General features: G+C 63.7%; 1 protein-coding gene. It reads left to right on the top strand.

What is annotated here, in order from left to right:
• The first annotated feature begins 9 nt into the window (after positions 1–9).
• Complete coding sequence (cimA, locus tag WBB85_RS15035) at positions 10–1,632, top strand: citramalate synthase (protein WP_432639413.1); 1,623 nt, start codon at positions 10–12, stop codon at positions 1,630–1,632.
• The last annotated feature ends 14 nt before the right edge of the window (positions 1,633–1,646 follow it).

Genomic DNA, 1,646 nt, shown 5'->3' with positions numbered 1-1,646 from the left:
GTGCGCCAGATGACAAGGGAACGCCTCTACCTCTACGACACCACGCTCCGCGACGGGCAGCAGACGCAGGGCGTTCAGTTCTCGGTTCCCGAGAAACGTCAGATCGCCGAAACGCTCGACGCGCTTGGCATCGACCATATCGAGGGTGGCTGGCCCGGCGCCAACCCGACCGACAGCGAGTTCTTCGACAATCGCCCGGAAACGAAAGCCACCTTCACCGCCTTCGGCATGACCAAGCGGGCAGGGCGCTCGGCTGAAAACGACGATACGCTGGCCGCCGTCCTGAACGCCGGGACCCCGGCCGTCTGCCTCGTCGGCAAGACCCATGACTTCCACGTCACCACGGCGCTCGGGCTCACGCTTGACGAGAATGTCGAAAACATCGCCGCCTCTGTCGCCCATCTTGTCGCCAAGGGCCGCGAGGCGCTTTTTGATGCCGAACATTTCTTTGACGGCTACCGCGCCAACCCGACCTATGCGCTGACCTGCCTGAAGGCCGCCCATGAGGCCGGGGCGCGTTGGATCGTCCTATGCGACACCAATGGCGGCACGTTGCCCGCCGAGATTGGCCGCATCACCGCCGAGGTCATTGCGGCGGGCATTCCCGGCACCCACCTTGGCATCCACACCCATAACGACACCGAAAACGCCGTCGCAGGCAGTCTTGCCGCCGTCGATGCGGGCGCGCGGCAGATTCAGGGCACGCTGAACGGCCTCGGCGAACGCTGCGGCAATGCCAACCTGACGGCGCTCATCCCGACGCTGCTGCTGAAGCCCCCCTATGCCAGCCGCTATGAAACCGGGGTCACGAAAGACGCGCTGAGGACCCTGACCCGCGCCAGCCGCATGCTCGACGATATCCTCAATCGCGTGCCGCTCCGCTCTGCCGCCTATGTCGGCGCCTCGGCCTTTGCCCACAAGGCAGGGCTGCATGCAAGCGCGATCCTCAAGGACCCCACGACCTACGAACATATCGACCCGACCCTTGTCGGTAATGACCGTATCATCCCGATGTCCAATCAGGCGGGCCAGTCGAACCTGCGGATGCGCCTTGCCGCGGCCGGGATCGAGGTCGCGCCGAAGGACCCGTCACTGGCCCGCATCCTCGACACCATCAAGGAGCGCGAGGATCAGGGCTATGCCTATGACGGCGCGCAGGCCTCGTTCGAACTTCTGGCCCGGCGAGAGCTTGGCCTTCTGCCTGATTATTTCGAGGTCAAGCGCTACCGCGTTACGGTCGAGCGGCGCAAGAACAAGCGCAATCAGATGGTGACGCTGTCCGAAGCGGTTGTGGTGGTGAAGATCGGCGGCGAGAAAAAGCTGTCGGTCAGCGAAAGCATGGATGAGACCGGCAGCGACCGTGGCCCGGTCAACGCGCTCGCCAAGGCTCTGGCCAAGGATCTTGGCCCCTATCAGGCCGCCATCGACGATATGCGCCTGGTTGATTTCAAGGTGCGCATCACCCAAGGCGGGACCGAGGCCGTCACCCGTGTCATTATCGACAGCGAGGACGGGGCGGGGCATCGCTGGTCAACCGTCGGCGTCAGTCCCAATATCGTCGATGCCTCGTTCGAGGCGCTTCTTGATGCGATCACATGGAAACTCGTCCATGACGGTGTGACATTGGCATGAGCGAAGAGGCGTTC

The sequence above is a fragment of the Albidovulum sp. genome (assembly GCF_049646345.1).
GTDB lineage: Bacteria > Pseudomonadota > Alphaproteobacteria > Rhodobacterales > Rhodobacteraceae > Albidovulum.
The sequence above is the reverse complement of the archived record's forward strand: the minus strand, read 5'-3'. Positions and strand labels throughout refer to the sequence as shown.

Excerpts from the sequence above, each read along its gene's own strand:
- cimA (WP_432639413.1), top strand. The coding sequence starts at position 10 with ATGACAAGGGAACGCCTCTACCTCTACGACACCACGCTCCGCGACGGG.